Raw genomic sequence first — 26,797 nt, 5'->3', positions numbered from 1 at the left:
TCAGACTCGCTTTCGCTGCGGCTCCGTCTCTTCGACTTAACCTCGCATGCAATCGTAACTCGCCGGTTCATTCTACAAAAGGCACGCCATCACTCATTAACGAGCTTTGACTTGTTGTAGGCACACGGTTTCAGGATCTATTTCACTCCCCTTCCGGGGTGCTTTTCACCTTTCCCTCACGGTACTGGTTCACTATCGGTCACTAGGGAGTATTTAGCCTTGCGGGATGGTCCCCGCGGATTCCGACGGAATTTCTCGTGTTCCGCCGTACTCAGGATCCTCCTAGGTGTTGTTAGCATTTCGTCTACGGGGCTTTCACCCTCTTTAGCGGAATTTTCCAAATCCTTCAACTATACTAACAGACTACCATATTGGAGTCCTACAACCCCAACAAGCAAGCTTGTTGGTTTGGGCTCTTCCCGTTTCGCTCGCCGCTACTCAGGGAATCGAATTTTCTTTCTCTTCCTGCAGGTACTAAGATGTTTCAGTTCTCTGCGTCTACCTCTAATCAGCTATGTATTCACTGAAAAGTAATATCCTATAAAAGATATTGGGTTCCCCCATTCGGAAATCTCTGGATCATAGCTTACTTACAGCTCCCCAAAGCATATCGGTGTTAGTCCCGTCCTTCATCGGCTCCTAGTGCCAAGGCATCCACCGTGCGCCCTTATTCACTTAACCTTATCAACCTTACGGTTGGGTCTTGATCACTTCTTCTAGCGATAGAAGGTTAATCAATAAATAAGCAATTGAACTTATTAAAAAAACTCATTCAACGCGGTGTTCTCGGTTTGTTTTGATTCTTTTTACTTCAATATCCAGTTTTCAATGAACGAATCTGATAGCAAAAGCTATCAATGGAGCCTAGCGGGATCGAACCGCTGACCTCCTGCGTGCAAAGCAGGCGCTCTCCCAGCTGAGCTAAGGCCCCGAACTTATTTGATTGAGAGTAGACCTCTCAAAACTGAACAAAGTAAAGACGAAATGTGTATTTCCGTAATATTCCTTAGAAAGGAGGTGATCCAGCCGCACCTTCCGATACGGCTACCTTGTTACGACTTCACCCCAATCATCTATCCCACCTTAGGCGGCTGGCTCCAAAAAGGTTACCTCACCGACTTCGGGTGTTACAAACTCTCGTGGTGTGACGGGCGGTGTGTACAAGGCCCGGGAACGTATTCACCGCGGCGTGCTGATCCGCGATTACTAGCGATTCCGGCTTCATGCAGGCGAGTTGCAGCCTGCAATCCGAACTGAGAGAAGCTTTAAGAGATTTGCATGACCTCGCGGTCTAGCGACTCGTTGTACTTCCCATTGTAGCACGTGTGTAGCCCAGGTCATAAGGGGCATGATGATTTGACGTCATCCCCACCTTCCTCCGGTTTGTCACCGGCAGTCTCGCTAGAGTGCCCAACTAAATGATGGCAACTAACAATAAGGGTTGCGCTCGTTGCGGGACTTAACCCAACATCTCACGACACGAGCTGACGACAACCATGCACCACCTGTCACTTTGTCCCCGAAGGGAAAGCTCTATCTCTAGAGTGGTCAAAGGATGTCAAGACCTGGTAAGGTTCTTCGCGTTGCTTCGAATTAAACCACATGCTCCACCGCTTGTGCGGGCCCCCGTCAATTCCTTTGAGTTTCAACCTTGCGGTCGTACTCCCCAGGCGGAGTGCTTAATGCGTTTGCTGCAGCACTGAAGGGCGGAAACCCTCCAACACTTAGCACTCATCGTTTACGGCGTGGACTACCAGGGTATCTAATCCTGTTTGCTCCCCACGCTTTCGAGCCTCAGCGTCAGTTACAGACCAGAGAGCCGCCTTCGCCACTGGTGTTCCTCCATATATCTACGCATTTCACCGCTACACATGGAATTCCACTCTCCTCTTCTGCACTCAAGTCTCCCAGTTTCCAATGACCCTCCCCGGTTGAGCCGGGGGCTTTCACATCAGACTTAAGAAACCGCCTGCGCTCGCTTTACGCCCAATAAATCCGGACAACGCTTGCCACCTACGTATTACCGCGGCTGCTGGCACGTAGTTAGCCGTGGCTTTCTGGTTAGATACCGTCAGGGGACGTTCAGTTACTAACGTCCTTGTTCTTCTCTAACAACAGAGTTTTACGATCCGAAAACCTTCTTCACTCACGCGGCGTTGCTCGGTCAGACTTTCGTCCATTGCCGAAGATTCCCTACTGCTGCCTCCCGTAGGAGTCTGGGCCGTGTCTCAGTCCCAGTGTGGCCGATCACCCTCTCAGGTCGGCTATGCATCGTGGCCTTGGTGAGCCGTTACCTCACCAACTAGCTAATGCACCGCGGGTCCATCCATCAGCGACACCCGAAAGCGCCTTTCACTCTTATGCCATGCGGCATAAACTGTTATGCGGTATTAGCACCTGTTTCCAAGTGTTATCCCCCTCTGATGGGTAGGTTACCCACGTGTTACTCACCCGTCCGCCACTCCTCTTTCCAATTGAGTGCAAGCACTCGGGAGGAAAGAAGCGTTCGACTTGCATGTATTAGGCACGCCGCCAGCGTTCGTCCTGAGCCAGGATCAAACTCTCATAATAAAAGTTAGAACAATCTTGCGATTGTTAAGCTCAATTTGTTTGCTAGCATATTGCTTGCTTGTTAAAAATGTTTGTTGTCTTGAATTGAATCAAGACGCCCTACACATTTGGTTCGTCTATTCTTTGTTCAGTTTTCAAAGGTCTACGTTACCTCGCAGCAACTTTTACATCATAACAAACTTTCGTTTGAATGTCAAGAACTTTTTTGAAAAGTTTTTTTCAAGTTGTTTCGCTCGGTTGTTGTCGTCTGTTGTGACAACTTCTACATCTTATCATTATCTCAGTTGTTTGTCAACAAGTTTTTAAAACTTTTTTGTTATTTTATAACAAGTTTTTTCGATCAAATGATTGATTTGAAAGCAATCTCTTTAACGACTTTGTTATTCTAACATGTTATTTATCTTTTCGTCAAGAAAAATTTTTAACTTTTTAAAACTTTTTTCTTAACGGACTGTTTGTCAGAACAGATATTAATATACCAAGGATTTTTCTAAAACGCAACTATTATTTTGCAGAAAAATAACATTTTTTTCAATTTCGAACGATGAATATTTTCTACAAAGAAAACATTCGTTTCTTTATCTTATAATCCCTTTTCTCTTACTGAAATGTTCGTTAATCATTCGTAAAAAAAGAGCCTGGGACAAAAATTACTTTGGATTTTTGCTCCAGGCTCAAAACCTGATAAACGGCGGAAACAGAACCAACTCCTTCGGAAATAAGCCGAAATTCTCCAAAAATTAAAGAGCAATTTTCGGAAATTTCTTCTTATTTCTCGGAGCTAAACGGTTCTGTCCCGACCTCCTCTTCTTTTATTCTAGCGATTGGAATAAAAATTCTAAAGATCGTTCCTTGATGCAATACGCTTTCTGCATCAATACGTCCTTTATAGTTTTCGACTAATTGTTTTGCAATGGATAAGCCTAAGCCATTACCGCCTTTATTTCTTGCACGGGCTTTATCTACTCGGTAGAATCGATCAAATATTTTCTCCAAGTCTTCTTCAGTGATTCCTTCGCCAAAATCTTGCACAGCTATTTCAAATTCATTCATCGTTCGAGAAATGGAAATATGCACTTCTTTTCGATCTGTTGAATATTTAATCGCATTATCTAAGAGAATAATTAACAATTGTTCAAAGTGATTACGATAGATTTTCAGTTCAACTTCGGTTGGTAAATCGTCATCTAATGTGATATGAAACTCAGGATAGACCAATTGGAAGTTATTAAATACTTGGTAGACTACTTGTTTAGCATCTGTTCGTTCATTTGCATATTGGGTGTCCACTTGTTCAGCGCGTGAAAGGTCAAGCATTTCTTGGACCAAACTCTTCATACGACTGATTTCTTGTAAACTGGCCTTTAACGATTCATCTAAAATTTCAGGATCGTCTTTTCCCCAACGATTTAAAAGATTTAAATGGCCTTCCATAATCGCAACAGGCGTTCTTAATTCATGGGAAACATCTTCAACAAACTGCTCTTGTTGTTCGATATAGCGTCTCATACGATCTAACATTTCGTTAAAGATTTCCGAGATATCTGCTAACTCATCTCTCGTATTAATCTCCGGCATGTGGACATCTGATTGTGGGTCTTTGCGGATGGTATCCATCGTGTCTCTCAATACTTTTAATGGTTTTAAAAAATAAGAAGAAAGAATAAAGCCTAAGACACTACTTACAATCAGAGAAATCACTTCCAAAACTACAAGTGTTAATAATAAATGATTACGAATTTCATAAAAAGAAGAAAGCTCATAAAACGCTTGAATATAACCAATCTTTTCTCGTGTTTCTTTTGAAAAAATAGGTTCCACGGAATAAAAACCGGTTTTATCAAACACGGTTCTCACGACAGGTAATTGTCGATCCAATTGTAATAACTTATCATATTCATTTTGTGTTTTAAATACAAGCTTTTGATTTGTGTCATACACAGATAAATAAAGTTCTGGTTGTCCTAGTTCAGATATGAAACTGTCCATTTCCATAAACGAACCTTCTACTGCTGTATGTTTATTATAGTAGTTTTCATCTCTTTCACTCGGCGTTTTTAAATAGTCAAAAACGTCTGTTACCGTTAAATTTTCATTGGCATTAGCTAACCGATTTGTTACTTCTGCAATCGTTGCTTCGACATTTTCCTTTTCTTTGGCAACAATAAGACTAACAGAAGACTTATAGGTAATCACCGCAAAAATGGTAAAAACTACAAATATAAAGAAAGAACTTGCGAAAGCCCACTTTATAGTTAAAGATGGGCCTTCCAGTTCTTTTTTAATCGTTCTTTTCATTAATTAGTTCTCACGAACGCATAACGTAGCCAGTTCCACGGACAGTTTGGATGTAGCTTTCTTCTCCAGGTACGTCAATTTTATTTCGTAAGTAGCGGATATATACATCCACAACGTTTGTTTCTACTTCTGTTTCATAGCCCCAAACTTTATTCAGTAACACATCACGTGCCAAGACAACATTCACGTTTTCCATTAGCGTTAATAGTAATTCGTATTCGCGTTTTGTTAATTCAATCATTTCAGAATTACGACGAACAACACGATTTTCTTTTTCAATTGTTAAGTCACGATATGTAATCGTTGTTTGTTTTGCAACGTTTTTATCGCCCTCAATATCAATACGACGAAGTAACGCACGTAAACGAGCTAACAATTCTTCAATTGCAAATGGTTTAACAATATAATCATCCGCTCCATGGTCTAAGCCAGAAACACGGTCAATTACTGAATCACGCGCAGTCATCATAATAATTGGTGTATTTTTCACTTGGCGAACACGGCGACATACTTCTAATCCATTTAATTCTGGTAACATCAAATCAAGAAGGATAGCATCCCATTCGTTGTTAAGAGCGGCTTCCAATCCTGTACGACCATTGTAGTGTACTTCTGTCGTATACCCCTCATGTTTTAATTCAAGCTCAACGAATCTCGCTAAGTTCTTTTCATCTTCAATAATTAAAATGTTGCTCATTTGATTAATTGTCCTTTCTCTTTAAAAGCTATACTCAAGCTCAACCTTTTTATTCCTTACTACTTATTAGAGAATTACTACTCAATCTGTCTGGTTCTTTTTTAAGCCACAGTAAAACCATGAGCATGGTGAGCCACACTCATGGTCTCCAGCGTGTTTATTCTTCGTTGTACCAGCTGTAATGGTAGATTCCTTCTTTGTCTGTACGTTCGTACGTATGAGCACCGAAGTAATCACGTTGTGCTTGAATTAAATTCGCTGGTAAGCGATCTGAACGATATGAATCGTAATAAGCAATTGCAGATGAGAATGTTGGCACAGGAACACCTGCTTGAACAGCAATCGCAACAACTTCACGAACGGCTTGTTGATATTTTTTCGTAATTTCTACGAAGTATTCATCTAACAACAAGTTTTCAAGTGCTGGATTTTTTTCATATGCATCGGTAATTTTTTGTAAGAATTGTGCACGGATAATACAACCTGCTCGCCAGATTTTTGCAATTTCACCAAATGGTAAATCCCATCCGTATTCTTCAGAAGCTGCACGGAGTTGTGCAAAACCTTGCGCATAACTCATTAATTTACTAAAGTATAATGCTTCGCGAATTTTTTCAATCAATTCTTTTTGATCGCCTGCAAAGTTAAAGGCTGCAGGTTTTGATAAAATGCCACTTGCTTTAACGCGTTCTTCTTTGTAAGCCGAAATAAAACGTGCAAATACTGATTCTGTAATTAATGGTAATGGTACGCCAAGATCTAACGCACTTTGGCTTGTCCATTTACCTGTTCCTTTGTTGCCTGCTGCATCCAGAATAACATCAACGATTGGTTGGTCGGTTCCTTCATCATCTTTACGTGTCAAAATGTCAGCCGTGATCTCGATAAGGTAACTGTCTAATTCGCCTTCGTTCCATTCTTTGAAAATCTCTGCCATTTCATCAACAGATAAACCTAAGATTTGTTTCATTAAATCGTAGGATTCAGCAATTAATTGCATGTCCCCATATTCAATCCCATTATGAACCATTTTTACATAATGTCCAGCACCATTTGGGCCAATGTAAGTCACACATGGTTCACCGTCTTCTGCTTTTGCTGAAATTTTTTCAAGAATTGGCGCAACTAACTCATACGCTTCTTTTTGTCCGCCAGGCATGATAGATGGTCCTTTCAAAGCCCCTTCTTCTCCGCCAGAAACGCCAGTACCGATAAAGTTAATTCCTGAGTTTGCTAGTTCTTCATTACGTCGCATTGTGTCTTTGAAGAACGTATTACCGCCATCAATTAAGATGTCGCCTTTATCAAGGTGTGGTAACAATTCTTGGATTGTCGCATCTGTTGCAGGTCCAGCTTTAACCATCAACATAATTCGACGAGGTTTTTCAATTGCATTCACAAATTCTTCAATTGTGTATGTTGCTTGAAAGTTTTTGTCAGGATGTTCTTCAACCACTTCTGTTGTTTTTGATCCTGTACGGTTATACAGCGCAACTGTATAGCCTCTGCTTTCAATGTTTAAAGCAAGATTTTTTCCCATGACAGCCATGCCGACTACGCCAAATTGTTGTTTTGTCATTTTATGACCTCCTATATTATAATCAACGAAAATTCTATGAGCATTCTCTTATAATCCTCACTATTATAACGCACTATCTTTCATATGAAAACAATATAGTGCCAATAAATTTCCAATTTCTTCATATTTTCTTAAAAAAATACAAATCCCCTAGGCTCCATGGTTAGCCTAGGGGATTCAACATTTCAAAAAATGTTTTTATGCTTATGCTTCTTTAGACATTACGTCTTTTCCATCGTAGTGACCACATGCTGGACATACGTGATGGCTTTTTTTCATTTCACCACAGTTTGAGCATGCATTTAAGCCTTTGATTGTTAATTTGTAGTGTGTGCGACGTTTTGCTTTTTTCGCTTTAGAAGTTCTTCTAGCTGGTACTGCCATTGTTGTTCCACCTCCTTGTAAAGATGCGTGTATTTACATACACAATATATTCCAACCTAGCTGTTATCTTCCTCTTCAGCATTATCGCTGAGTAATTCTGATAGTTTAGCCAGACGAGGATCCACTGTTTGTTCTGCTGCTTTCTGCTTACTTTCCAAATATGCTTCTTCTGAAATTACTTCCCAGTCATTGCCGCTTGGCATTTCTTGACTGTTTTGTTCTTCTTCTGTAAGCACTTGAATTGGAATGGACAATAGAATGTTGTCTTCGACAGATTCATCTAAATCAATTGTTGGCTTGTCCAATAAAATAATCTCTTCAGCTGCAAATCGTTCATCTCTTGTATCCATTTGTTCTTTTGTCATAAAGACTTCATCGACCGTGATTTGCATTGGCAAAGCCACAGGTTCTAAAGAACGGGATGAAGGAACGGTTACAGTTACCTGAATAGTGTAATGAAGTAAATATTCTGATTTATTGACTGCTAATAAGCCTTCTACTTTGATTGGACTTACATCCAACAAGGTATCATCTCGTTGAAGAAGCTCTTCTTTAAGATGCAATGTTTCTGAAAACACTAGCGGCTCTTCTTTGTATTTATTTAATTCTAACAAAGACCACTTCATAATTATCACTCCTAAGCAACAAAAGCTATTATACAGGGGTATGAAAGCTTTGTCAATGAAATTTTCTTGACAGCCCTTTCTTATTTCCTGTTTTTCTTTCGTTTTTTTTATAATTGTTTTTCAGTTGAAGCTAACTTAACGCTTATTTAATTAAATAACAAAATTTTTGTGTGAAATAACATAGATAATTTAAAACTAAGACATAATTTTACTATTTGCGCCCAACTCTTTATTTACTGAATACGTGTTTTCTGAACATTTCGTACTACTGTCTTTTTTGTAAAAAAAGCTGAGACAAACTGACGAATCGGTTTGTCCCAGCTTTGCGTCCGAGTACATATTGCTTAAAGTCAAATGATTGAATTAATTAGACTTAGATAGCTGTTGTTGCTCCGCGGTAAACAATACCACGACGAGGATCAACAGTAATCACTTCGTCATTATTAATTAATGATGTTGCATCTGCAGCACCTACGATAACTGGAATATTTTGCGCAATCGCGACCACAGCTGCATGAGAAGTTAAACCACCTTCTTCAACAACTAATGCTGATGCTTTTTCAATTGCAGGCATGTATTCTTTATCTGTTGTTTTTGTAACTAAAATAGCTCCTTCAGTCGCTTTAGCAACTGCTTCTTCAGCAGTTCCTGCAACAACGGCTTTTGCAATAATTGCTTCTTCGCCGACACCTTGACCTTGAACTAATTTAGAACCGATCATTTGAATTTTCATTAAGTTTGTTGTGCCTTTTTCGCCAACTGGAACACCAGCAGTGATAATGATTAAATCACCTTCTGAAGCATAACCTTCTTCTTGTGATACTTTTGAAGCTAAATTAAACATTTCATCTGTGCTTGATGGTTTGTCAGCAACTGTTGCGTAAACACCCCATGATAATGATAAGCTACGTGCTTTTTGTTCTGAGAACGTAATTGCAACGATATGTGCTTTTGGACGGTATTTAGAGATCATACGTGCTGTATGGCCTGATTCTGTTGCCGCAACGATTGTTTGGATACCCAAGTTACGTGCTGTATGGCCAACAGATTGTCCGATTGCTTCAGTCATATCTGTTTTGCTATATAATTTCAATGCGAATGAATCTTGGTTAACTAATGTTTCTTCTGTACGAACTGCAATACGAGCCATTGTTTGAACAGCTTCTAATGGGTAATCCCCTGCTGCAGTTTCGCCTGATAACATTACTGCATCTGTACCATCGTAGATTGCGTTTGCTACGTCATTTGCTTCCGCACGTGTTGGACGTGGGTTACGTTGCATTGAATCTAACATTTGTGTTGCAGTGATAACTGGTTTACCTAAAGCGTTACATTTTTTAATTAAAGCTTTTTGGACAACTGGAACATCTTCTGTTGGAATTTCAACACCCATGTCACCACGAGCAACCATTAAACCATCAGAAACTTTTAAGATTTCATCGATATTATCGATACCTTCTTGGTTTTCGATTTTAGGAATGATTTGGATGTGTGTTGCGTTTTCTTCTTCTAAAATTTTAGTGATTTCTAAAACGTCAGAAGCACGACGAACGAAGCTAGCTGCGATAAAGTCAATTCCTTGACCAATTCCGAAACGGATATCGTTAGCATCTTTTTCAGTGATCCCTGGTAAGTTTACAGAAACGCCTGGTACGTTAACGCCTTTTTTGTTTTTCAAGACGCCTTCGTTTTTAACAACTGTTACGATTTCGTTTGCATCACGGTCGATATCAGTTACTTCTAAATCGATTAAACCATCATCTAAAAGAATGTGTGAACCTACGTTTACATCATTGATTAATTCTGGATAAGTGATTGAGAATTTTTCATTTGTTCCTAAAACTTCTGTCATAGAAATACGCACTGAGTCACCAATTTTCATTGTGATTGCGCCATTTTCCATGTCATTTGTGCGGATTTCAGGACCTTTTGTATCTAGTAAGATCGCTACGCGTTTCCCTGTAATTTTTACAGCTTCACGAATGTTTTTAATACGAGCACCATGCTCTTCGTAGTCACCATGTGAAAAGTTCAAACGGCAAACATTCATACCTGCATTAATTAAGTTTACTAGCATCTCAACGGATTCACTAGCTGGTCCAATCGTACATACGATTTTCGTTTTTTTCATTACTAAAACGCTCCTATTCCAAATTTGTTTATACAAAGCTAATAACATTAGCTAATATACAAGATTAAAAAGAAATTTCATGATTTAACTCATAAAGAGATAAATCTGGTTTGTGTTGATTGTTTTCTAACGTGTCAATAATATCAGCTGCAACTACTTGGTTATCTAACATACCGATACATAAACCGCCTTTGCCTTCTTTTAGAAGTTCAACAGCATATGACCCAAATTTACTTGCTAATACACGGTCACGAGCACTTGGCGAGCCCCCACGAACCACGTGTCCTAAAATTGATACACGCGTATGGAAATCACCGTATTCAGAAAGTTTATCAGCAAATTCATTTCCGCCCATTACGCCTTCTGCTAAAATGATTAAGCAATGTTTTTTCCCGCGGTCGCGGCCTTCTTGAATACGTTTGGCAACGTTTTTCATATCAAAATCATGTTCAGGAATAATGATTTCATCTGCTCCGCCAGCCACGCCTGACCACAATGCGATATCACCAGCGTTACGTCCCATTACTTCGATAACGAATGTACGAACATGAGAAGTTGCTGTATCACGAATTCGGTCAATTGATTCCAAAACAGTGTTAATCGCTGTATCAAAACCGATTGTGAAATCTGTTCCAGGAATATCATTATCTATCGTTCCAGGAATTCCAACAGCCGGGAAACCACGTTTTGTCAAAGCCATTGCGCCATGATAAGAACCGTCTCCACCAATAACAACTAAGCCTTCAATACCGAATTTTTTCAATTGTTCGATTCCTTTTAATTGCCCTTCTTCAGTAGCAAATTCAGGATAACGAGCAGAGTACAAGAATGTTCCACCACGTTGAATCTTATCGCCAACGTCAGCAACATCTAAACGACGGATGTCGCCTGCGACTAAACCGGCAAATCCATAGTTAATACCGTAAACTTCGATTCCATCAAAAATACTTTTGCGTACGACTGCACGAATTGCAGCGTTCATTCCAGGGGCATCTCCCCCGCTGGTTAAAATACCAATGCGTTTCATTCGCTATTTCACCTCATATAATATACTTTCAACTGCCAAAAGAAACCTTTTCGCAAAAATTGATATACAAAAATATTACGTCATTCATTTTACCATTAAAGAACCAAAATGTCTTGAGTTAAGAAGAAAAAAATGAAAAAAGTTGAAAACAACTAGTATTTTTTACCGTAAATCATTTGAAAATGACGTTTTGCTCGCCTAAAACGTAAGCTAATTGTTGCTGACTAGCGCTTGTATGAGCGACCCAATTTTCTTCATTTAATACTATTTTCTTTCCTGTTTTTTCAAAATAGACAATCACTGGAATGTGTCCAACATGACGACTGAGTACCTCTTTCATTTTCTGAAAAACGTCCGTTTGTTCGACATCTTTTGTAATTCTGATAAAACACGTTTCGTCACTAATTGATGTTTCTACTTGTTGGGCTTTTTCTATTCGTTGAACCAATATTTGCAATTCTTGATTGTACGTACTGCGTTCCACTTTTCCTTCCACATAATAAACTTGCCCTTTCTCAACGCTCTGTCTTAACTGGCGAAAAACAGTTGGGAACAAAGTTAATGAAATACTTCCTGTTGTATCATCCCCGTCAACAAAGGCCATTTGTTCTCCCTTTTTGGTCCGAATCGTCCGAATGTTTTTGACATAAATTAATAATTTCGTGGGCTGATTTTCAACAAGCTCATGAACAAGTTGCGTTTGCTTAGCTAAGCGTGTTTTTTTGAACTCTTCTGTCGGATGTCCTGATAAGTAGACCCCTAAATATTGTTCTTCTTGTTCTAGTCGCTCTTCTAGCGGATAATCGGCAATTTCTTCTTCCTTCGGCTTCAACGTTTCTAACAAATCCATACTACCACCGCTGAGAAGAATACTTTGGATATTACTCTCTAAACCTACCGCTAATTGACGGCGATTGGGTGCAATTTCGTCAAATGCACCGATGGCAATCAATGGTTCAATATTTTCAACTTTCAACCACTTGCGGTCAATTCGCAAAAGAAACTCATCGAACGTTTTGTACGGTCCATTTTCTCGGCGTTCATTTAAAATATTTTGAATGAAATCTCGGCGGATTCCTTTTAAAGAACTAAAACCAAATAAAATTTGCTGTTGCTGATTTAGGTAAAAGCTGTAGTGACTTTGGTTAATTGACGGCTGCAAAATCGTCTGCTTGTTTTTTCTAGCTTCGCCAATGTATTCTTTAATTTTTGTTGGATTATGACGAACAGAATGCAACAATGCGACATAAAAAGCACTCGGATAATGAACCTTCAAGTAAGCCATTTGAAAACCAATAAAGGAATAGGCAAATGCATGCGAGCGGTTAAAGCCATAATTAGCAAAGCGCTCAATATAATCGTACACTTGGTTAGCTGTCTCTTGGGGATAGCCTTGTTGTAGCGCACCATTAACAAAATGATTTCGTTCTTCATCTAGCACGTCTTTTTTCTTTTTACTAATAGCCCGACGTAAAATGTCGGCTTGCCCTAAAGAGAAGCCTGCCATTTTCGCAGCAACTTGCATAATCTGCTCTTGGTAAACAATAATTCCGTACGTATTTTCTAAAATAGAGGCGAGACTAGGCTCTGGATAACTAATTTGTTCCAAGCCTTTTTTCCGGCGGATGAAAACATCAATATTCTGCATCGGACCAGGACGATACAGAGCATTGACAGCAGCAATATCTTCAATGCTAGTTGGTCCTAATTTTCTTAATACATTCCGAATTCCAGCAGATTCAAACTGGAAAACGCCACTTGTTTCCCCTTTTCTAAATAAAGCCAGCGTTGTTTCGTCATCTAATGGAATCTGATTCAAACGAATGGTTTGATTATAGACGCGTTTAACAGCTGTGAGGGTGTCATCAATAATGGATAAATTTCTTAAGCCCAAGAAATCCATTTTCAGAAGACCAATTTTTTCAACATCATTCATAGTAAATTGGGTCAATAAAATTTCATTCGATCCTGGTTGTAACGGAACCAAATTCAAAAGATTTTCATCACTAATTACCACACCTGCTGCATGCGTAGAAACATGGCGAGGCAATCCTTCTAGCTGAACAGCTGTTTTATAGAGCAATTGATTATTCGGTGAAAAATTGACCAATTCTTGCATTCGTTTCGACTCCTGGTACGCTTCTTCTAACGTGATTTTCAGCTTGTTGGGAACAGCTGCCGACCAACGATTCGCTTCACTCTGGGACAACCCGAAAACACGTGCAACGTCCCGTAAAACCATTTTCGCAGCCATCGTACCAAACGTGGCAATTTGCGCCATGTGATAATGACCATATTTTTGACTGACATAAGCTAAAACTTCCTCCCGCCGATTATCAGGAATATCTAAATCAATATCGGGCATCGTATAGCGTTCTGGATTCAAAAAACGTTCAAAAAGCAAATCATATTTGATTGGATCTACATCTGTAATTGATAACACATAGGACACTAAAGAACCCGCAGCCGAGCCCCGACCAGCGCCTGTAACAATTTGATTGTTATGACAGAAGTCCATCACATCCCAAACGATTAAAAAGTAATCATCAAAGCCCATATTATGAATGATGGTTAACTCTTTTTCTAAGCGTTTTTGGTAGACTTCATTTAGATGAGGCACTCTTTCTGGTAATTTTTCTAAACACAATGTGCGTAAATAAGAACCAGCCGTTTGATTATCAGGCACAGGAAAATGCGGTAATAATTTTTGATGTAAAGGAATGTCAACTCGGCAATTTTCAGCTAGCTGAATCGTATTCTGGACCACTTCTGCACCAGCTATTTGAAGCATTTGTTCCATCGTCGTCTCTGCTTCACGCAAGTAATTCAGACCTTCAATTTCCGGTGTTTGGCTTGTAATATTTAATTGATTATTTTCTTTGATGCTCTCAAGAACAGTAACGGCAAAGCCTTCTTCCCTTGTTAAATGACGCACCTCTTGCAAAGCCACGCCAGGCAATTGTTCTCGTTGGTAAAAAGAAAAGAGTGCTGGATTGCGTTGTTGATTCATTGAAAAAGAATGCTCAACAAATAATGACTGGGGATCAAAATATGAAGCAAGTTGTTGGAAAGCGTGAACCGCTTGTTGTTCATCTTCAAAAAATGTTTGGGCGACTTCTCCTCTTGCTGACAAAGTCACGGCAAATAAATCACTTAATAAGGATTGATGTTCCGCTAAGTAAAAGGGACCCTCTGTCGTCATTTTGCTGCTAGATAGTTGCATTAATTGCTGATAACCTTTTAAGTTTTTAGCAAATAAAAGCAACTCGGAATGCCCTTCTTTTTCTGCTGGGGTATATTCTAATCTTAAACCGATAATTGGTTGAATTCCCGCTTCTTGGCATGCTTCATAAAATTCAACTGCCCCATGCAAGACATTGATATCGGTAATCGCTAATGTTTGATAACCTAACGCTTTTGCTTGTTCTACATAGGAACGAATCCTAACCGTACTAGATAAAAGCGAATAGGAAGTAACGGTATGTAATTGTGGAAATGACATTGGACAGCTCCTTTTTGAATCCTTGCTATTTTTTCCTCTTCTCTTATTTTCCTATTGCGGATTCTTTACTTTTAAAGAAAATATGCTAAACTAAGAGCTAGAAAAGAGGTGCTCATATGCGTTATCTTGTTGTATTTTTCTGGACCTTCGCATTAGGCCAAGTCGTTGGATATATCGGCGGTGCGTTATCTGGTGGTTCATACGACTTTAAAATGACAACGATTCTATCGTTGGCAACAGCCGTGATTATTTTATTAATTGCACACTTTGCAGTACCGAAAGAAACCAAACCTGTTAAATAAGAAAAAACCAGTTACTAAAGTTATTGTAACTGGTTTTTTTATCTTTTCAACTGTTTATAGCTTTTTATTTAAAACTTTTCGGAAATTAAAGAAGGACAACCCAATGTTTCCTAAAACGAAACAAGCGGTTACCAGAAAAACAGAAGAATAGCCAAAACCATGGGCAACTGTCGACCCTACCATTGGTCCTAAAACTTGACCGAAATTACTACACATCTGATTGTAACTATAAACTCTACTTACGCCCTCCGTTGGCGTTATTTTACTAATTAACGTATTGATTGATGGCATTAAAGCGCCGGTTGAAAAACCTAAAAGGAACCGCAAAACGCCTAACTGAAAAGGTGTTTGCACAAACGCCATGGGAATGTAACAAATAAAAGAAAGAATTAATCCGCCTAATAAAACTTTTTGGTTCCCGATGCGGTCCCCAATTTTCCCCAAAGTTGGAGAAGAAATAATTGCTGAAACGCCGGCAATCGAAACAATCAAACCACTAACAAATAATACATTCTCTGTATCGCCACTTAAAGAGCGAATATATAGCGTTAAGATTGGGCTGATACTTGTAATTCCTAATTGTAAAATTAACGTAGTCACAAACAAACCAATCAACACTGAAACATGATCCATCTTACTAAAAATTTCTTTAGTCGTTAATAAATCCTTTTTCTCAACTGGTTGAAAATCTTCTTTAACTAAAAAGATCGTCAGCAATGTTGTAATGAATAAAATAACACCAGTAATAATAAAGACATTTTCCATTCCAAACCACTGTGCCAACGCACCGCCAATCGATGGCGCAATTAACGTTCCAGCAATTGCACCTGTTGATAATGTCCCTAGAGCCCAGCCGTTTTTTTCTTTTGGTGCCTGCGATGCAATCATCGCTGTTGCGTTAGGAATATAGCCGGATAAAATCCCGTTCATAAAACGCATAATCAACAACCAATATACATTAGGAACAAACGCTAAAGCCCCCATTGTGATTGTCATTCCTGCTGCAGCCCGAATCATCATAATTTTCCGACCTTTTCGATCAGCTAAATTTCCCCAAATCGGTGCAACAATCGCAGCAGCAAATGCCGTGACAGAAATTGCCAATCCAGAAAACAGCTCTACTTGACTCTTAGGCGTCCCTAATTGTTCAACGTATACTGGAATAAACGGCATAACTAAACTAATACTCGCCCCTGTAAAAAAGCAACCAATCCATGCGACTAATAAATTCTGCTTCCATTTTATTTTCATACTTTTATCCACCTTATCACCTCTTCACCTACCACTATACTCTAAAAAAGTGAATCTCTCAAAAGAAAATTCTTTTAAAAAAAAGTCTGGAAGAGCAGTCAAAACGACCAATCTTCCAGACTCCTTAACGTTTAAGCTTAAAATAAATAGCTGAACAAATACAACACCTTCGAAGCTACCCGCTGTTATCTCAGCCTCACTTTTGTTTACTATAAAATAGCCAAGATTACAAAGTTTAAGATAAACAACGCATCAATAACCCAAATAATTGGTGAAATTTCTTTGGCTTTCCCTTTGACTACTTTCACCACTGCATAAAAGATGAACCCAGCAGCAATCCCATAAGAGATGCTATAACATAATCCCATGAAAATTGAAGCAAAAAATGCTGGAATCGCATCTTCTAAATCCGTCCAATTGATGTCTTTGAAAGAAGCTAACATCATAATTCCCACTAAAATTAACGCTGGAGCCGTAGCTTGTGCTGGCACAATAGCAATAAGTGGTGAAAAAAGACTACTTAGGGCAAATAGAATTGCTACCACTACCGATGTCAAACCTGTTCGACCACCTGCACCGATTCCTGCTGCACTTTCTACATAAGTTGTCGTATTCGATGTACCAAAAATCGCACCGATAGATGTTGCAATAGCATCTGCAAATAGAGCTTTGTCCATTTTAGTGCTGAAGCCCTTACTATCTTCTAAAGCTAATTCATCTTCTTTAGAGAAGATCCCTGTTCGACGTCCCGTACCGATAAATGTTCCAATTGTATCAAACGTATCTGATAAACTGAAGGCAATAATGGTCATTAAGACTTGAGGAATTTTTGAAGAATCACTAAACAATGACTGTAAGCCCTCAGCACCAAAAGCAGCGCCAAAAGTTGTACCTAATTCTTTAAATGAATTGCCCAGCGAATTAGCATGCCAATCAACCGAAGCAGTATCTACCACTCCCATTGGAATTGCGATTAACGTAGTAACCACAATACCAATTAAAATCGCGCCGCGAACATTCGTGACAACTAAAATCGTTGTTAAAACTAACCCAATCACCGCCAATATAATGGCTGGATGATCAAAATTTCCTAAAGCAGGCACGATACTCGAACCATTCACAACACCATTTTGAGGTTCTGCTTGTACTGTGAAACTCAGTAAGCCAGCATTTTTCAGCCCCACATAAGCGACGAAAATTCCAATTCCACCACCAATAGCATGTTGTAAACTCTCTGGAATTGCTTTAATAATCATTTTGCGAATTTTTGTCACTGTAATCAAAATATTAATCAAACCACAAATAAAAACCATTGCTAGTGCTTGTTGCCATGTATACCCCATCCCAAAAACGACCGTAAACGTGAAGAAAGCATTGAGTCCCATTCCCGGTGCTTGAGCGTAAGGTACATTAGCAAACAGCCCCATAATTAATGTACCAATGATTGAAGCAATAATGGTCGCTAAAAAAACAGCCTGAAAAGGCATCCCTGTTTCTGAAAGAATGGACGGATTAACAAATAAAATATAACTCATTGCAAAAAAGGTCGTAACCCCCGCCATTATTTCAGTCGACACCGTTGTCTTGTTTTCCTTTAATTTGAAAAACGTATTCATAATTGCACTTCTCTCCCTTAAAATCCATGATTTCGAATAATTACTCTTTGATTATAAGAGAATCGCTACCTTTTTACAACAAAATATTAACTATTATATATACTTTTCTATATAACGTTCGTGTTTTTCAGATATAAAAAAAGAAAAAGCTTTACATTGCTTCTTCTTTTCCTAATAATTGGATTAGCCCAAACAACAGCATCTGTAGAAACATCATTAATAAAATAAACATTAATTTTTGAAGGGACCAATCAAAAAAGATAATTTTCACTGTTTCAATTGGACTCATAAAAAGATAGACACTGTGTAATCGATCAAAACGTCCAACATAAATCGCCAAACCAGACAAGAAATGAAGGACGGCTTGAAAGACTACAATTGTTCTATAGCCGCAATAACTTTGCAATTTCTGACTAACAATTGTTACTGTTTTCATCCCTAAAAGCCCATATATAACAATCCCGCTAGTTAAGCAAACAAACGCCCACCAATCACCAATTTGGTTTGCAAAAATCGTATTAAAGCCTTGATAAATAGATAGCGTTTCTAAATGAAAAAAATCCGTAAATAGGTACGGCGCATTAGGATAAAAAATTAACCAAGCAAAACCTATCAACCAATCCCTTTTACGTTTTCCTGCGTTTAAAAGATAACTAAGTTCAATTGGAATATAGGCTAACAACACGTTCAACGCCATAAAATGAAAATGCGTAGCAAATAACCACATATAGATACAATAGATTAAGGTGATCACTCGTAAATAATTTCTAGAATTTCTCAAGATACTCTGCGCTCCTTTTCCAAACGGTTTATTTTAGTGTAGCATACTTCTTAAGCTTTTTTTTAAACCTTATAAATGAACATGCTTCTCCCCTTGATAATCTTCGGTTTTATGCTAGACTGAGTAAAAGGCATTTAGGAGGAATTTTTACTTGAAAAAATTAATTGCTATTGATTTAGACGGCACAACATTAAATGCACAGTCTTTAATCAGTCCAAAAACCGAACAAACACTAAAAAAAGCGATTGACAACGGTCATTACGTCAGTATTGCTACTGGACGTCCCTATAGAATGAGTCATCAATTTTACCAACAACTTGGCCTAACGACCCCTATGGTTAACTTTAACGGCGCTTTAGTCCACATTCCAGAGAAAAAGTGGGACTTGGAAAGCGAAGCCAATATTGAACGTGACCTAGTCTTTGACATTTTGGCACAGAAAAAAGAATTACAATTAGATTTTGTTGCTGCTGAAAACAAAGAAACATTTTATATTGATACGTTAGATGGATTCGATCCGAAATTTTTTGCTTCAAAAGCAACCTTAGATAATTTACTTACTGCTAAAAATTTACGAACAAATCCTACCTCAATGATGGTTCGGACCACACCAAACCAAGCTGAAAAAGTTGCTGATACATTGACAAAACAATATGGCGATTATATTGATGTCCGTACCTGGGGCGGTCCAATGCCTATTTTAGAAATGGTCGCAAAAGGAATTCAAAAAGCCCATGGCGTTGACCAAGTGGCAAACTTTTTATCTGTCAAACCAGCTGATATCATTGCTTTTGGCGATGAACATAATGACGAAGAAATGTTAAGTTATGCTGGTTGGGGTGTTGCTATGAACAATGCCACGGATAAAATTAAATCCGTAGCCAACGATGTCACTGAAAAAACAAATGATCAAGATGGTTTAGCAGATTACTTAGAAAATTATTTAGATCTATAAAAGGCTAAGACAATAGTATTTCTTTAAAAAGAACTCGCTTTGGTTTAGCTGTTAATCTTAAGATGACGAAAGTGGGGCATAAGTCGAAACGACTTATGCCCCACTTTCGTTTTTTTATTCCTTCAATGAATTTTGAAACGTGCTGATTTTTTCAGCCAATCTTTGATAAGTAGTAAAAGACGGATGCTGTAGCTCTTGTTCTTCGTTAACGGATAGAGTTTGTTGTGTCGTAATGGCCTTTGTTAGTGCATCTACAAAATGAATAAAAGCATTGTTGGTTTGTTTATTGTATCCTGGTGAATAATATTTCGATTGACGATAAAAAGGCCGCAGAGCTGTTTCTGTGATTTTTTCCTGTTCATCCGAAAAGTATTCATCATAGCTGACATGTTTTATTTTCTGCTCTTCTGTTATCACTTGAAGTCGACCGATTAGGCCATTGCCTAAATCTTCTGCGTAACCGATATACGTTTCTTTCGATGGCTCTTTTAGCCAAGTAGCCATCTCTGCTGCTAAAGGCATCAATCCTTCACGCGCAGAAGTTGATGAACCACGTACAGTATAAAAATTACCTGTGACACGATTTTCGTCACGCATTTGTTTTTCTACATAAGTAATACCATTAACAACGGTGACTAACGTATCGTCTGTGCGCGTGTTGCTTGCTTGAAATTCAGGATAATCCGACAGACGTTTGTTGACACCCGAATAGCGTGTATCATAATAAGGGTCACTAGCAAACTCTGTAAACTCAACATTTAGAATCCGGTGCGTTTCAGGTTCCGTAACAATCTCTACAATGCCGTAATTTCCGCCAGTAAATACACCTTCATTTCTATAATAGTTGCCCGTCATTAATCCCAATGGCGGTTGATTGGACCAAAACATTTTTTCCTTTTTTTCTTCTGGGGTATATTTGGCTGGTGGGGTGGTCCCAAATGTCGTTTGCGTGGCACCTGTAACCACTTCGTACGTGTATTCATGAGAATCAAAAGTCAATTGATTAGCAATCAGTTCTTCATTTTTAGTTGGCGCTTGTTTTTCCACCGCAGAAGTTGTTTGATTGGTGACGGTAACTTGCTTCACTTGCTTTGTCTCTTGCGGGCCACTTGTGGTTTGTTTCGTTGGCTCTTGATCTGGCGCACAACCAACCCAAATAAATAATCCGATAAAAACCAACATTCCTTTAATATGTTTCATTCACTTCTCTCCTTTTTATAAACGCTTAATTTCCTCTTATCTCCAGTGTAGCAAACATTTATAAACCAAAACTAACGGAAAAATGAATAAATAATAAACAAAAACGCTAAGCCTCCTGCATCTTAAGAGACTTAGCGTTTTTTTATTTAATGGTTTGGCGCTTTTGGCGCAACCACTCTTCTTTGATGTGTTCAGATAGGCGAATCATTCGTTTACCAACTTCACTATATTGGTTAGTCGCTAAATTGGCTAAAGAAATTCGAACTGACCATTTGTCACTCCCGAAAGCATCCGCTTTTAAAAGCATTAATTTTTCTTTTTCTGCTAACGAGGTTAATACTTTTGTAATCGTCCACGATTTCGTTAAATAACTTGAAAATTCTGGGCCATAACGTTTTTCTGTCCAGTCTCTAAAGTTAATTTCACAATAGTATGCTGTATTTAAACTTGCTAAAGGCTCTTCAATACCTAAGGTGCGGAACAAGAGCTTTTCACGCGTATGACAAATATCCATCACTTCGTCTTTATATGCTTGACCGTCTTTTAACAAAGCATACAAACTAAATAAAGCCATCATCGCTTGCTGAATAGAAGAAAGTCCCGCTGCATGGTTCAACGCAATATCGCGGCTGTCTGCGACTAAGCGACTGATAAAATTAATTTGGCTTGTGTCTGCATTCAATGTAGCATAACGTGCCTGTAATTCCATTTTTCGAGCCACTGGCAATTCTTTTAATAATTGGTCAAAGATGTTCTCTTGGCTGACCGCAATGGTCCCCACACGCCAACCGGTAGCACCAAAGTATTTAGAATAAGAATAGATACAGGCTGTATTATAAGGTAACTCCGTAAATAGTGAACGGAAAGCTGGCACAAAGGTTCCGTAAACGTCATCTGTTAAAATCATTAACTTAGGGTTATCCACTGCAACGATTTGTTTGATTTGTTCAATGGTAGGTTTTCCCATAGCATTGGCAGTTGGATTGCTGGGATTTACGACAAAAACCGCTTTGATGGACGGGTCTTTTAGTTTATCAATTTCCTTGTTTGAGTATTGATACGTCGTTTTTCCATCAATAATCATTTGCTCTGCTTTGATTTTAACCACGTCAAAATCATAACGTGGTAGTTCTGGAATTTCTAGATAAGGAGCAAACGTTGGCAATAACAACGCAATACGATCACCTTTTTCTAGTAAATAATTATTTGCCAACGTATCAAACAAGTAACAAATCCCTGCTGTACCACCTTCAACGGCAAAAATATCAAACGGTTGTGCTTCGCTGGAAAATAATTCTTGATTTAAATATGCTTTAATCGGTTGTTCACACGCCTTCAAGCAACGAACAGGATTCGGATAATTATCCCCAATCACATAGTCTAACATGGCATCTAACCACATTTCCTTATCCATCCCAAAATAGTTATGCTCTGCTGTCCAAATTTCTTGTAAGAAGGTTGCCCCTTTGCTAGGATTTTCTGCTAAAAAGTTTAAGAAGCGTTGCGTTCTACCAAAACTTGGCTGAATCATACCAGCCGTTTGTTCGCTCCCCTCTCTTAACGTTTCTTTTGTAGCAAATTGACCTAATAAAAAAAAGGCTTCCCTTGGTGTTGGCGCTGTCCAATTAGGATTGCCTCGCCCTGCATTTAGCAATGTTTCTAAATTATGATTTTCTTCATGTAATTTTTTCTCTAAAAATAGACTTAATTCAAACGGACTAAGGTTTTCTGTCAATTCATCACTGGTTATCATTTTATCCTCCTGAAACACATGCAGTCATTTAGTATGTAGTCTATACTACTCTTCTACCTCCAAATGTCAACCATTTAAGTGGAATATTCTGACAATTAATAAAAAAGAAACAATCCTTTATAAAAAATAAAGAATTGTTTCTTTTTTGCTGATTAACCAAAGAACCGTTGCATTTCAATTTTTGCTGATTGAACAGAGGCAGAAGCATGGATTAAATTTTTGGTGACTGACAACCCATAATCCGCTCGTAAGGTGCCACTTTCAGCATCTAACGGATTCGTTGCTCCAACTAATTTACGTACTTTTTTAACCACATTGTCCCCTACAACGACCATCACAACCACTGGGCCACTTGTCATATAGGCTAATAATTCAGGGAAAAATAGTTCATCTTTTAAATGCTCATAATGTTCCTTCACTGTTTCTACTGTTAGTCGTTCGAATTTAAGGTGCAATAAGTCAATACCTTTATCTTCAAAACGTTGAATGATTTTGCCAACTAACTTCCGTTCAACGCCATCTGGCTTAATAATTACTAAACTTGTTTCCTTCATTTTTTTCATCCCTTTCAAAACTTCCTTTTGCCCCTTCCCAAGGGGTAGCTACAGAATAAAATGAAAGCGGATACTTTGTCAATGATAAATTTTCTTTTCCTTTTGATTAAATAAAAAATTAAAGATTATGCACAAGGTTTGTGAATTGTTCTTTCAGTTCTGTATTACTTGTTTCTTTTAAAAGAAAATAAGGTTGCTCCGCTACTGGCTGTTCTTTACTCACATAGACTTTGGCTTCACCATTCACTAAAGTAAATAGATAGACATGCTTCTGGGCAACTTGTGTCGCACTGTCAGAGTATACTGCCACCAGACAATAACCCCCTTCGCTGCCTGTTTCTGACCAATTTAACCAAATGGGATTGTTCCCAATAGCTGGTTGTAATTTAGGTTCATAACTCAATAAATCATCAGGCACTTGAATCGTGTAAAAAGCTACAGAGTGACCTGGTTGGTATGCTTGATAGTTCTGATTGCGTTCTTGGCCCCAGGTTTCCATGTATTGTCCTAACTGTTTTGCTTTTTGCTGATTCCAAATCGTCCCTTCTTCTGTAACTAATTCAGTTAATTCTTGCGTTTGCGTTGTTTGCTCTAATTCCAACGCCGTGGTTTGACTAACTTTGGTTGCTGAAATCGCTCTTGTTTCTTCAGTATTTACATTGTGTGTTTGTACTTTCTGTGATTCCTCTTTTGATTTTTGCCAACCACAGCTAGATAAAACGTTTCCAACAACTACTATCATAATAATCCCGTTTAGTTTCATTCCTTAAACTCCTGTTTTTATTTTTATTCTATCGAAACAAGCCTAAAATCTCAATCCCTTTCTTTGGATAGTTGAAAACCATTTGGGAACTAATAATTCTCCACAATTATAGTCCTCTAGTAAAGATCTCTTGATTTTTGGTAACTTTAAATCCGTTGACCAACCACGGTGAATAGCTTCAACTTTTTGCCATTGCTGAAACTCTGGAATCTTCTCAAACGCCCTCATTGCTTTCGCCTCATTTCTCTCTTGGTTTTAGTATACCAAAGAAAAAAGGCTGGAGACAATTTATTCCAAATTGTCTCCAGCCTTCACTGGTTATTATTTTCTAGTTCTTCTTATATAAATCGTTCCACTCGTTACTAAGAAAGCTCCCCCTAAAACAATCCAGAAAGTACTCGGTACTTCTGCACCTGCTTTGGGTAATACTTTTTTGGGAAGCTGATCTTGTTTCCCAACCATGCTTTTATTAGAAAAAGCATGCGTACTCTCTGTTGATTTGATCCCCTGTTTTGCTGATGAATTCAGCGAATTATCTAAGGATGACTCACTAGTAGTTTTTTCAGCTTTGTCTGGGTTTTGGTTTTGGTTTTGGTTTTGGTTTTGGTTTTGGTTTTGGTTTTGGTTTTGGTTTTGGTTTTGGTTTTGGTTTTGGTTTTGGTTTTGGTTTTGGTTTTGGTTTTGGTTTTGGTTTTGATCTTTTCCTTCGATTGGTCCTTCACTTGTTTTTGTTTCTTTATCTTTATCTGGTTCGCCACTTGTATCTGGTTCTTTGTTTTTTTCTGGTTCGCCACTTGCATTTGGCTCTTTGTCTTTGTCTGGTTCGCCACTTGCATTTGGCTCTTTGTCTTTGTCTGGTTCGCCGCTTGCATTTGGCTCTTTGTCTTTGTCTGGTTCGCCGCTTGCATCTGGGTCTTTGTCTTTTTCTGGTTCTTCTAGATGTGGTTGATTTATCTTGTGGTTATTTTCAAATAAAGCACCTAATTGTAGCAATGTTCGGTCTTCATTTAATGCACTATTAAATTGAATCCCCAAAGGCAGTCCTTCTTTTGAAACGTAAGTTGGTACACTTAATGCTGGATGTCCAAATAAATTTGCTTGTTGTGTAAACGGTGTATATGTGAACGCCGTCAGCCATTGGTCATAAATCAATTGTTTTTGTTCTGCTGGTGACAATTGATCAATTCTTTCCATCTGGGCTGCATGTTCTGGCTTTAGTAACGGATTATCAATACTAGGTGCCGTGGCAGCTGTCGTTGGTGTTAATAAGATAGGATACTGTTGATAAAATTCGTCCATCTTTTGTGCTTGTAAAGCAATATCTGTCCAAGCCGCAGTTGTCTCTTCACTCGTTATATTTTTTCCTGTTTGAAAAAGCGCCCATGTTAACAGTTCTACATCATTTCGTTCAAGCGGTCTTTTCAATTTCTGCCGCGCCATAAAATCGGCAATTCCTGCTGAGCCAGCAGCTACAGTATAATAATTTTTCATTAGACGTTCCCCATCAACAGGGTGCTTCACTTCAACCAATGTGTACCCTTGGTCTTTTAAAAAAGCAACAGCTTCAGCGACCGCCTCTTTTGCTTCGGCACTTACAGGTGTTCCGGCAGGGGATTCTGTTGTATAAGCAATGGGTTGCGCTTGACTTAAATGTCCCGCAGGAAGATCTTTTTTGATTAATAAGGTTTCAAATAATGCACTTGTATCCGCCACGGTTCGACTTAAACCAAAGTGAACAGTTTGACCTTTTGTACTATTAGAATTACCAATGATTACTCCTCTAGAAGGTTTCAAGCCTACGGTGCCTGTCCAAGAAGCAGGGATGCGGATAGAGCCACCAGCATCACTTCCAGAAGCAATGGGAACAAATGCCGCGGCGACACTAGCACCCGCTCCGCCTGAAGAACCACCTGAATAATGGTTAGGATTCCATGGATTGACGGAAACGCCATATAACTTCGAATCTGAAATATTCTTCCAACCTAATTCTGGATAATTCGTTTGACCAATGATTATGAATCCAGCATTTTGTAGCGCTTTGACAAAGGTCGATGTCCCACCAGCTACTTGATCTTGGAGAAAACCAAAACCGTTCGTGTTACTTTCACCTTTCAAGGATTGTCCTAACCCTTTTAGTAAGAGCGGCACACCTAGAAATGGTTGACCTGTATCTTGTAAAGCTTTTGCTTCTGTCAAAGCCGCTTCTTCTCGTAAAGTAATGACCGCATTTAATGTAGGATTTTCACGTTTAGTGATGGCCAACGCAATTTTTACTAATTCTTCGCTCGTCACCTTTTTTTCTCTTACTAAAGTTGCTAACTCCAGTGCAGTTGCTTGTTTATAATCTGTTTCTGAAAAAACATTCTCTGCAGAAACAGCTTTTTCAGCTGTATCACTATTTTGTATCTCATTTGTGATTTCAGTGGTTACTGCAACCACACTTTTGCTACTGCTTTCCGCGATGGACGAAGCGGATTCTTTTTCCTGTATCACCGCTTGGCTAGTAGTTTCAGATTCCAAGCTAGCTACAGTCTCGCTGGTTTCTGTTGTTGCTGGTTTCGTCTCTGTTTGAATGGTTGTTTCTAATATACTTTCTTGTGCCAGCATTGGTACCCCTACCAGTGTTTGGCTAATTAATAAAATAATCCCTAACTTTTTGAACAAAATTGACTTCTTCATAAGTCACATCCTTTATCTATTAACACAGATAAAAAATCTGTATTACTCATAGCATAAATGAAAGCGATTAAAAAGTAAAGTTCTCTTAAAAATTTCTGTAGTCAACTTTTAGGTTAGGTTCTTTTTAT

General features: G+C 38.6%; 18 protein-coding genes, 1 tRNA gene and 2 rRNA genes (1 of these 21 cut by a window edge). 2 read left to right on the top strand and 19 right to left on the bottom strand.

The features are described from left to right. From IGL49_RS03955 to dnaE, 11 genes are all read right to left on the bottom strand, one after another. Nucleotides 1-681 (bottom strand): 23S ribosomal RNA (locus IGL49_RS03955) (it extends 2,232 nt beyond the left edge of the window). 177 nt (nt 682-858) lie between these two features. Beyond that, nucleotides 859-931 (bottom strand) — tRNA-Ala (locus IGL49_RS03950). 79 nt (nt 932-1,010) lie between these two features. Further along, a 16S ribosomal RNA gene (locus IGL49_RS03945) occupies nt 1,011-2,571 on the bottom strand. Together the 16S and 23S rRNA genes with 1 tRNA gene alongside form the textbook arrangement of a ribosomal RNA operon. A gap of 768 nt (nt 2,572-3,339) precedes the next feature. Beyond that, nucleotides 3,340-4,869, bottom strand: a complete 1,530-nt coding sequence (locus IGL49_RS03940; RefSeq protein ID WP_104855352.1) for a HAMP domain-containing sensor histidine kinase — start codon at nt 4,867-4,869, stop codon at nt 3,340-3,342. A gap of 10 nt (nt 4,870-4,879) precedes the next feature. After that, the gene (locus IGL49_RS03935; RefSeq protein ID WP_002355954.1) at nt 4,880-5,566 is read right to left on the bottom strand and encodes a response regulator transcription factor; all 687 of its coding nucleotides are present in this window, start codon (nt 5,564-5,566) and stop codon (nt 4,880-4,882) included. Between the two features lie 157 nt (nt 5,567-5,723). Then, nucleotides 5,724-7,145, bottom strand: a complete 1,422-nt coding sequence (gndA, locus tag IGL49_RS03930) for an NADP-dependent phosphogluconate dehydrogenase (protein ID WP_104855353.1) — start codon at nt 7,143-7,145, stop codon at nt 5,724-5,726. Between the two features lie 204 nt (nt 7,146-7,349). After that, nucleotides 7,350-7,529, bottom strand: coding sequence for a 50S ribosomal protein L32 (rpmF, locus tag IGL49_RS03925; RefSeq protein ID WP_002355952.1), 180 nt, complete (start codon nt 7,527-7,529; stop codon nt 7,350-7,352). A gap of 56 nt (nt 7,530-7,585) precedes the next feature. Next, nucleotides 7,586-8,155, bottom strand: a complete 570-nt coding sequence (locus tag IGL49_RS03920; protein WP_002363429.1) for a YceD family protein — start codon at nt 8,153-8,155, stop codon at nt 7,586-7,588. 373 nt (nt 8,156-8,528) lie between these two features. After that, nucleotides 8,529-10,286 carry a pyruvate kinase gene (pyk, locus tag IGL49_RS03915; protein WP_104855354.1) on the bottom strand — a complete coding sequence of 586 codons (1,758 nt, stop codon included), beginning with the start codon at nt 10,284-10,286 and terminating at the stop codon, nt 8,529-8,531. A 64-nt stretch (nt 10,287-10,350) separates the two neighbouring features. After that, entirely contained in the window at nt 10,351-11,313 is a 963-nt protein-coding gene (gene pfkA / locus IGL49_RS03910) for a 6-phosphofructokinase (protein ID WP_104855355.1), read from the bottom strand. A 172-nt stretch (nt 11,314-11,485) separates the two neighbouring features. Then, nucleotides 11,486-14,815, bottom strand: a complete 3,330-nt coding sequence (gene dnaE, locus IGL49_RS03905) for a DNA polymerase III subunit alpha (RefSeq protein ID WP_104855356.1) — start codon at nt 14,813-14,815, stop codon at nt 11,486-11,488. Between the two features lie 116 nt (nt 14,816-14,931). Between dnaE and IGL49_RS03900 the strand changes: the two genes are divergently transcribed. Further along, nucleotides 14,932-15,117 carry a YjzD family protein gene (locus IGL49_RS03900; protein WP_002355945.1) on the top strand — a complete coding sequence of 62 codons (186 nt, stop codon included), beginning with the start codon at nt 14,932-14,934 and terminating at the stop codon, nt 15,115-15,117. A 54-nt stretch (nt 15,118-15,171) separates the two neighbouring features. On the opposite strand, the gene IGL49_RS03895 is transcribed toward IGL49_RS03900, so the two are convergent. The 3 genes from IGL49_RS03895 to IGL49_RS03885 form a co-directional block, all read right to left on the bottom strand. Further along, a complete protein-coding gene (locus tag IGL49_RS03895; protein WP_002381323.1) occupies nt 15,172-16,368 on the bottom strand; it encodes a multidrug efflux MFS transporter in 1,197 nt (398 codons plus the stop codon). A 209-nt stretch (nt 16,369-16,577) separates the two neighbouring features. Then, nucleotides 16,578-17,984, bottom strand: coding sequence for an NCS2 family permease (locus IGL49_RS03890; protein ID WP_104855358.1), 1,407 nt, complete (start codon nt 17,982-17,984; stop codon nt 16,578-16,580). 151 nt (nt 17,985-18,135) lie between these two features. Then, nucleotides 18,136-18,711 (bottom strand): DUF1361 domain-containing protein, encoded by a 576-nt coding sequence (locus IGL49_RS03885; RefSeq protein ID WP_164982967.1) that lies wholly within the window; start codon nt 18,709-18,711, stop codon nt 18,136-18,138. Between the two features lie 205 nt (nt 18,712-18,916). On the opposite strand from IGL49_RS03885, the gene IGL49_RS03880 reads away from it, so the two are divergent. Then, on the top strand, nt 18,917-19,720 hold the full coding sequence (locus IGL49_RS03880; protein WP_002355941.1) for a Cof-type HAD-IIB family hydrolase: 804 nt from the start codon (nt 18,917-18,919) through the stop codon (nt 19,718-19,720). 114 nt (nt 19,721-19,834) lie between these two features. On the opposite strand, the gene IGL49_RS03875 is transcribed toward IGL49_RS03880, so the two are convergent. The 5 genes from IGL49_RS03875 to IGL49_RS03855 form a co-directional block, all read right to left on the bottom strand. Beyond that, nucleotides 19,835-20,920, bottom strand: a complete 1,086-nt coding sequence (locus IGL49_RS03875) for a hypothetical protein (RefSeq protein ID WP_104854881.1) — start codon at nt 20,918-20,920, stop codon at nt 19,835-19,837. Nucleotides 20,921-21,062: 142 nt separating this feature from the next. Beyond that, nucleotides 21,063-22,673, bottom strand: a complete 1,611-nt coding sequence (gene aspD, locus IGL49_RS03870; protein WP_104854880.1) for an aspartate 4-decarboxylase — start codon at nt 22,671-22,673, stop codon at nt 21,063-21,065. 152 nt (nt 22,674-22,825) lie between these two features. Then, the gene (gene ndk / locus IGL49_RS03865) at nt 22,826-23,236 is read right to left on the bottom strand and encodes a nucleoside-diphosphate kinase (protein WP_174128039.1); all 411 of its coding nucleotides are present in this window, start codon (nt 23,234-23,236) and stop codon (nt 22,826-22,828) included. A 109-nt stretch (nt 23,237-23,345) separates the two neighbouring features. Beyond that, nucleotides 23,346-23,990: a DUF4767 domain-containing protein gene (locus IGL49_RS03860; RefSeq protein WP_104854879.1), complete on the bottom strand. Its 645-nt coding sequence runs from the start codon at nt 23,988-23,990 to the stop codon at nt 23,346-23,348. A 321-nt stretch (nt 23,991-24,311) separates the two neighbouring features. After that, nucleotides 24,312-26,669: an amidase family protein gene (locus IGL49_RS03855; protein WP_438748971.1), complete on the bottom strand. Its 2,358-nt coding sequence runs from the start codon at nt 26,667-26,669 to the stop codon at nt 24,312-24,314. Nucleotides 26,670-26,797: the final 128 nt, after the last annotated feature.

It is taken from the genome of Enterococcus sp. DIV1337a, assembly GCF_051712285.1.
In the GTDB taxonomy this organism is placed as follows: domain Bacteria; phylum Bacillota; class Bacilli; order Lactobacillales; family Enterococcaceae; genus Enterococcus; species Enterococcus faecalis.
Note: the sequence above shows the minus strand (reverse complement) of the source record. Positions and strands in the feature narration are given on the sequence as shown.

Coding starts and splice junctions, on each gene's coding strand:
- IGL49_RS03940 (WP_104855352.1), bottom strand. CDS start 4,869: ATGAAAAGAACGATTAAAAAAGAACTGGAAGGCCCATCTTTAACTATA.
- IGL49_RS03935 (WP_002355954.1), bottom strand. CDS start 5,566: ATGAGCAACATTTTAATTATTGAAGATGAAAAGAACTTAGCGAGATTC.
- gndA (WP_104855353.1), bottom strand. CDS start 7,145: ATGACAAAACAACAATTTGGCGTAGTCGGCATGGCTGTCATGGGAAAA.
- rpmF (WP_002355952.1), bottom strand. CDS start 7,529: ATGGCAGTACCAGCTAGAAGAACTTCTAAAGCGAAAAAAGCAAAACGT.
- IGL49_RS03920 (WP_002363429.1), bottom strand. CDS start 8,155: ATGAAGTGGTCTTTGTTAGAATTAAATAAATACAAAGAAGAGCCGCTA.
- pyk (WP_104855354.1), bottom strand. CDS start 10,286: ATGAAAAAAACGAAAATCGTATGTACGATTGGACCAGCTAGTGAATCC.
- pfkA (WP_104855355.1), bottom strand. CDS start 11,313: ATGAAACGCATTGGTATTTTAACCAGCGGGGGAGATGCCCCTGGAATG.
- dnaE (WP_104855356.1), bottom strand. CDS start 14,815: ATGTCATTTCCACAATTACATACCGTTACTTCCTATTCGCTTTTATCT.
- IGL49_RS03900 (WP_002355945.1), top strand. CDS start 14,932: ATGCGTTATCTTGTTGTATTTTTCTGGACCTTCGCATTAGGCCAAGTC.
- IGL49_RS03895 (WP_002381323.1), bottom strand. CDS start 16,368: ATGAAAATAAAATGGAAGCAGAATTTATTAGTCGCATGGATTGGTTGC.
- IGL49_RS03890 (WP_104855358.1), bottom strand. CDS start 17,984: ATGAATACGTTTTTCAAATTAAAGGAAAACAAGACAACGGTGTCGACT.
- IGL49_RS03885 (WP_164982967.1), bottom strand. CDS start 18,711: ATGTGGTTATTTGCTACGCATTTTCATTTTATGGCGTTGAACGTGTTG.
- IGL49_RS03875 (WP_104854881.1), bottom strand. CDS start 20,920: ATGAAACATATTAAAGGAATGTTGGTTTTTATCGGATTATTTATTTGG.
- aspD (WP_104854880.1), bottom strand. CDS start 22,673: ATGATAACCAGTGATGAATTGACAGAAAACCTTAGTCCGTTTGAATTA.
- ndk (WP_174128039.1), bottom strand. CDS start 23,236: ATGAAAAAAATGAAGGAAACAAGTTTAGTAATTATTAAGCCAGATGGC.
- IGL49_RS03860 (WP_104854879.1), bottom strand. CDS start 23,990: ATGAAACTAAACGGGATTATTATGATAGTAGTTGTTGGAAACGTTTTA.
- IGL49_RS03855 (WP_438748971.1), bottom strand. CDS start 26,669: ATGAAGAAGTCAATTTTGTTCAAAAAGTTAGGGATTATTTTATTAATT.